Here is a 6,405-nt window from a genome sequence, read left to right on the forward strand (position 1 = left end):
TCGCTGGTTTTGGTCTTAGCACACTCAAGCAATTATTTAGAATGAAATAGCCCTGTGTCTATATCCATGAAGTTTGAATGATTTTTTTGAGTGAAGTTTCCTTGACTAATTCAGCCGCTTGGTTAACCTCCAACCATTTTCTTTCTCTGGCAGTAGCCTCTGGCCAATCTTCTAATATTATTTCTACAGGCAATAAAAATAAATTTACTTGATAGATATTCCCTCGTTTTCGATATCTATAATTACCTAACTTTTCAGTCGTGACTCTACCGACAACTCCTGCTTCTTCCCATGCTTCCTTAGCTGCTGAATCATGGGGACTCATACCTTTACAAAGTCCCCCTTTAGGAATTACCCAACCTTGACGGCTACGAGTGGTAATCAATAAAACTTCAACTTTTCCATCTATGATTCGATAGGGAATAACTCCAGATTGTTGTAAGATTTTGTTGGCTTTGCGAGTCATGGTGGTAGATTCCTTCTGAATGAGTATTATTGATTTTAAATGTGTATTTGATGATAATGTGCTATTAAGGCAAATGTCAGAACAATTAATCTAATTTTGGGTAATCTTTACTATAAATTCATTGATTTCTCACAAAAATCCGGAAGTATAATTTGCACTTGCTACTTACTTTGATGACCTCATCACCCAAAATACGTTAAAATGCAGACAGAGTAAGCATTTCCTCCTTAAACATCCTCATGCTAGAAACTCTAGAAACCCGAATTTACGAACTTGAGCAATTTGCCAACACCCTTGTTGCAAACCAACTTACTCACCTAAGTTTTGTTAGCATTGGCATTATTTTTCTGGCTGGCTTGCTGACCAGCCTCACGCCCTGTATGCTGTCCATGCTGCCCATTACCATTGGTTATATTGGTGGTTATGAAGCTAAAAGTCGTTTGCAAGCAGCAGCCCAATCAACTTGGTTTGCATTGGGATTAGCAACTACATTAGCAGGGATGGGAATCGTTGCAGGTTTAGTTGGTAAAGTCTATGGACAGATAGGAATTGGTTTACCAATTATTGTGAGCATTATCGCTATTATTATGGGACTAAACTTATTAGAAGCATTACCCATACAATTTCCTTCTTTGAATGAAACAAATTGGATTTCTCAAGATTTACCTACCGGAGTGCGTTCATATTTGATTGGTTTAACATTTGGATTGGTTGCTTCCCCTTGTAGCACACCAGTTTTAGCTAGTTTATTAGGTTGGGTTGCTAATACTCAAGATTTAGTTTTAGGCGCTGTTTTACTACTTTCTTACACAGCCGGATATGTAACTCCATTAATCCTAGCAGGTACGTTTACTGCTGCAATTAAAAAACTATTAGAATTGCGTCGTTGGTCTGGTTGGATCAATCCTGTTAGCGGTGTATTATTAGTAGGCTTTGGTGTTTTTTCTTTATTGTCTCGCATTCCTATTGGTAGTTTCTAAGCAATGACTTCAGATCAGACAACATCCACAGAATTCAGTTGGTGGTTAATCCCTGGAAGATTTATCCGCCGGGAAATTTTACCTGTATTAACTGATTTACGTTTAGCAATTATCCTATTACTGGTTATTGCCCTCTTCAGTGTTAGTGGTACAGTGATTGAACAGGGACAATTGCCTGATTTTTACCAATCTAATTACCCAGAACATCCTGCTTTATTTGGTTTTCTTTCTTGGAAGGTTATTCAAGTAGTTGGGTTAGATCATGTATATAGAACTTGGTGGTTTTTGAGTTTATTGGTTTTATTTGGAACTAGTTTAACAGCTTGTACCTTTACTCGGCAATTACCAGCGCTCAAAGCTGCTCAAAAGTGGAAATATTACGAAGAACCTCGCAATTTTACAAAATTAGCTTTGAGTGCTGAATTGGAAGGTGTTTGTTTGTCATCAATTCTGCCAATTTTGCAGCAAAAAAGTTATCGAATATTTCAAGAAACAAGTCAAGAAAAAGATGATATTCTCTATGCCCGTAAAGGTATAGTTGGGCGCATTGGACCGATCATTGTTCACATTGGTATTGTTGCCATTTTGCTGGGAGGAATTTGGGGAGCAATGACGGGATTCATGGCTCAAGAAATGATTACTAGCGGCGATACATTCCAGGTAAAAAATATTGTTGATGCTGGTGCTTGGTCATCTAAAGATGTGTTAAAAGATTGGTCTGTGCGTGTCAATCGCTTTTGGATTGATTACACACCAACGGGGGGAATTGACCAATTTTATTCAGATATGTCTGTGTTGAATAATGAGGGGAAAGAAGTTAACCATGAGAAAATTTATGTTAACAAACCTCTCCGTTATCATGGTGTCGTTTTCTATCAAACAGATTGGGGAATTTCTAATGTTCGGGTGAGATTAAACAAAAGTCCAATTTTTCAATTACCAATGGTACAATTAGACACCAAAGGTAGAGGGAGAATTTGGGGAACTTGGATTCCCACTAAACCTGATTTAAGTGAGGGAGTTTCTCTATTAGCAAAAGATTTGCAAGGCATGGTATTAATTTATGATGCTCAAGGTAAATTAATTAATACTGTGCGTGCAGGAATGTCTATCCCTGTCAATGGCGTAAATTTGCAAATTCTTGATGTCATGGGTAGCACGGGGTTACAAATCAAATTTGATCCTGGTATTCCTATTGTTTATACAGGTTTTGGTTTGTTGATGTTGGGTGTAGTTATGAGTTATTTTTCCCATTCTCAAATTTGGGCTTTACAAAAAGGCGAAACTTTGTATATTGGGGGAAAAACTAACCGCGCTCAAGTTGCATTTGAACAAGAGGTTTTAGCAATTTTAGATCAACTTAGTTCTCTAAGTAACGTCAAAAAATCCTAAATTTCAGATTCCCGACTTCTCTAAGAAGTCGGGAATCTGACTGACTATTTATTTGATTTAATTAAACTGTTGCTAAAATATTATTCCGCATTTGTTCAATTAATTGATGTAAATTACCTGTATTCAACCGATAACTTAAAGGGTGAACAATTAATCGGGCTGTACTTTCATACAAAGTTGCAATTTCAATTAACCCATTTTCCTTTAAAGTCTTTCCTGTGGAAACTATGTCAACAATTGCTTCCGACATTCCGGTAATTGGACCTAATTCTACAGAACCGTATAAGGGGACAATTTCTATTGGTAAATCCAAACCTTGGAAATATTCTCGCGCACAATTTACATATTTAGAAGCAACTCGACCATGAGCAGGTAAATCTAAAGAAGATTTGTAGGAACTGGTAGCTTTTACAGCCACAGACATCCGACAATATCCAAATTTTAAATCTACTAATTGGGCAACTTGGGGCTGTTTTTCTCTCAGGACATCGTAGCCGACAATTCCCAATTGTGCCTGACCATATTCTACATAAACAGGTACATCTTGCGCTCGGACTAACAACGCTTTTGCTTGTCCACTGGCATCAGGAATTTGTAATTGGCGGTTGCCTGATTCTAAAAAAGCACTAAAATCTAATCCTACAGATTGTAATATGCGGAGACTAGGTTTAAGTAGTTCCCCTTTGGGTATTGCAACAGTTAACATTCTTTTTTTGGTATTCTTGATGTGTTTGCCGTTCACTATATTGAGAATATATCTATATTGCTCACTACTAACATAATGAAAATTTTATTGGTTGATGATGAAGTCGAACTAACTGACCCTTTAAGTCGTCTGTTAACCCGTGAAGGTTACAGTGTTGATGCTACTGATGATGGAATAAGTGGCAGTAATTTAGCGGAAATAGGCAGTTATGATTTACTGATTTTAGACTGGATGTTACCGGGAAAAACAGGGTTAGAGATTTGCCAGGAATTACGTCGTCAAGGGAAAATAGTTCCTGTACTGTTTCTAACGGCAAAAGATACTTTAGACGACAGAGTGCAAGGTTTGGACGCGGGTGCTGATGATTATTTAGTCAAACCTTTTGAATTACGGGAATTACTGGCAAGAGTCCGGGCTTTGTTACGTCGGACTGGGACAGAATCTTATAGTAGTACAAAAGGAAAGTTAGTTGTAGCAGATTTGGAACTTGATATAGAAAATCAAATAGCTTATCGTCACGGAAGAATCATAGAACTCTCTCAAAAAGAAAGTCAGTTGTTACAATACTTTATGGAAAATTCAGGACAATTACTGACCCATGCTCAAATTTTGCAGCATTTATGGCAAAATGAGGAACAACCTAATAGTAATGTGATTGCGGCTTTAATTCGTCTGTTGCGTCGCAAGGTAGAAGGAGTGGGTAACACACCAATGATTCATACTGTTTATGGTAAAGGTTATCGTTTTGGCTCGACTGGAATCGAATAAGTTTACTGTAAAATTTCTCATGAATTTGCTTCATTTACCAAGTCAATACAAATCTTAAATAAAATTTTTTATTCAGCAGGAATCAAATAATATGCGATTTTTTACTAATTTATTAAAGTTGTCAGAAATAGCTCTTAAGCCCAAACAAATTTTATTTCTTTTACTGTTAATTATTGCTGGCTATCTTGGTAATTACTTTAAGTTGACACTTTTTTTTGGAGTTGATTTTTTATTTGGTAGCATAGCAGTTTTGATTGTAGTAGCTATTTATGGTCCATTTTGGGGAGCAATAGCTTCTATTATTAGTAGCAGCCATACATTCATCCTATGGGGACATCCTTATGCAATGATTATTTTCACTTGTGAAGCAATATTTGTAGGATTATTTATCCGTAAAAAAAGCCAGAATTTACTTTTATTAGATGGTATTTATTGGTTGTTTGTTGGTATGCCTCTGGTTGTTATTTTTTATAGTGGAATCATAAAAGTAAGTGCGATCGCAGTATTATTAATTATCCTAAAGCAATCTGTAAATGGCTTATTTAATGCCATGATTTGCAGCTTGGTTGTTAATTGTTTCCCTGTAAATCAATGGTTAAAAGTCAATAAAAATAAACATACCATTTCTTGGCAACAATTATTATTTAATATATTGATTGCTTTTGTATTTTTTCCGGTGATGATAATTAATATGAATAATGCTATGCGTTCTACGGAAAGCATTGAATCAGCTATTGTCAAGGATATAAACTTCTTATCATTAGTGTTTAAGTATGATCTTGAATATTGGTACGAAAATAATATAAATATCTTAAATAGAATAACTAATGATTTAGATGTAGTAAATAAAAATTCAATTCTTAATTTTCAAGAAAAATTAGAACATATTCAAACAATATTTCCACAATTCCAGAAGATTTATTTAGTTAATAATTTAGGAGAAGTTATAGCAACATCACCAAAGAAAATAAAATCATATATAAATGTTAATCAAGATCCTGATTTTTGGAAATTGAAAAAATATGAATTTTCTATTACCACTAATATAGTATCTACATCTGAGAATAATAAAATCCTAAGATTAGGTATGGCCATTATTAAAAATAATCAATTTACGGGTGCTATTCTTTGTGAAATGAATATAGATGAATTAAATAAATTAGTTAAAAATATAAAAATAAACCAAGATTTTTATATATCCATTATAGATAAAAATAAACAGATTATAGCCACTAGTCTAGAAAATATAAAATCACTAGAAAAATTCACTCTTTACGATCATAAAATAATCCGTAAATTAGATAGTGATGTTGTTCATTTACTGACGGATTCACAGAAGATACCAGCTATAGTTAAATGGGAAAAATCTTTTTATGCAAAAACTGTTTCTTTAAATAATAATGTTGGTTTTCAACTAGTTATTCAAATACCCACAAAGCCTCAAATAGATTATATTCGGGCAATTTACATTAAAAATCTGGGAATTATGCTATTTACTGCCATCATGGCTTTAATAGCTGCTATGTTACTGAGTAATAAATTAGTACAACCAGTGTTAAATCTGACTCAAGTTACTACTGATTTACCTCAAAAGATTATTGCAGAAGAAGAGATTATTTTGGACAATAGTATAATTACTGAAATAGACTCTCTAACTCGCAATTTTAAATCAATGATATTGGCACTAAATGAGATGTTTCAAGAAATTAAACGGGCCACAAATACTCTTGAAGAACGGGTAGAAGAACGTACTCAAGAACTATCAATTACTAATCAGGAACTAGAATCAGAAATTATTAGAAGACAAAAAATAGAAGCAATATTAAGGGATAGAGAGGAACGTTATGAATTAGCAATTTCTGGGACAAATGATGGGATTTGGGATTGGGATTTAACCAGCAATCAGATTTATTATTCACCAACTTGGATGAGAATTTTGGGATATGAACATAAACCACTACCTCATCTTTTTTCAACATGGGCAGATAATGTGCATCCTGATGAATTACAAATAGCACTCTCCGATATCAAGAACCATCTAGTGGTCTGTCAAGCAAAAAATTGTGAATTTGAGAGAGAATAGGGGGGCTATT

General features: G+C 34.5%; 6 protein-coding genes. 4 read left to right on the plus strand and 2 right to left on the minus strand.

The window, feature by feature from the left end; genetic code table 11:
- Positions 1 to 58: 58 nt before the first annotated feature.
- Positions 59 to 466, minus strand: a complete 408-nt coding sequence (locus tag FJR05_RS03260; RefSeq protein WP_168642795.1) for an NUDIX hydrolase — start codon at positions 464 to 466, stop codon at positions 59 to 61.
- Between the two features lie 239 nt (positions 467 to 705).
- On the opposite strand from FJR05_RS03260, the gene FJR05_RS03265 reads away from it, so the two are divergent.
- The gene (locus tag FJR05_RS03265; protein ID WP_168642796.1) at positions 706 to 1,446 is read left to right on the plus strand and encodes a cytochrome c biogenesis protein CcdA; all 741 of its coding nucleotides are present in this window, start codon (positions 706 to 708) and stop codon (positions 1,444 to 1,446) included.
- A gap of 3 nt (positions 1,447 to 1,449) precedes the next feature.
- Positions 1,450 to 2,838: a cytochrome c biogenesis protein gene (locus tag FJR05_RS03270; protein WP_168642797.1), complete on the plus strand. Its 1,389-nt coding sequence runs from the start codon at positions 1,450 to 1,452 to the stop codon at positions 2,836 to 2,838.
- A gap of 61 nt (positions 2,839 to 2,899) precedes the next feature.
- On the opposite strand, the gene hisG is transcribed toward FJR05_RS03270, so the two are convergent.
- Positions 2,900 to 3,544 carry an ATP phosphoribosyltransferase gene (hisG, locus tag FJR05_RS03275; protein ID WP_168642798.1) on the minus strand — a complete coding sequence of 215 codons (645 nt, stop codon included), beginning with the start codon at positions 3,542 to 3,544 and terminating at the stop codon, positions 2,900 to 2,902.
- Positions 3,545 to 3,619: 75 nt separating this feature from the next.
- On the opposite strand from hisG, the gene rppA reads away from it, so the two are divergent.
- Together rppA and FJR05_RS03285 are read left to right on the plus strand one after the other, a co-directional pair.
- Complete coding sequence (rppA, locus tag FJR05_RS03280; RefSeq protein ID WP_168642799.1) at positions 3,620 to 4,312, plus strand: two-component system response regulator RppA; 693 nt, start codon at positions 3,620 to 3,622, stop codon at positions 4,310 to 4,312.
- Positions 4,313 to 4,430: 118 nt separating this feature from the next.
- Entirely contained in the window at positions 4,431 to 6,395 is a 1,965-nt protein-coding gene (locus FJR05_RS03285) for a cache domain-containing protein (RefSeq protein ID WP_168642800.1), read from the plus strand.
- Positions 6,396 to 6,405: the final 10 nt, after the last annotated feature.

This window comes from Dolichospermum sp. UHCC 0259 (genome assembly GCF_009711935.1).
Classification (GTDB): Bacteria; Cyanobacteriota; Cyanobacteriia; order Cyanobacteriales; family Nostocaceae; genus Dolichospermum.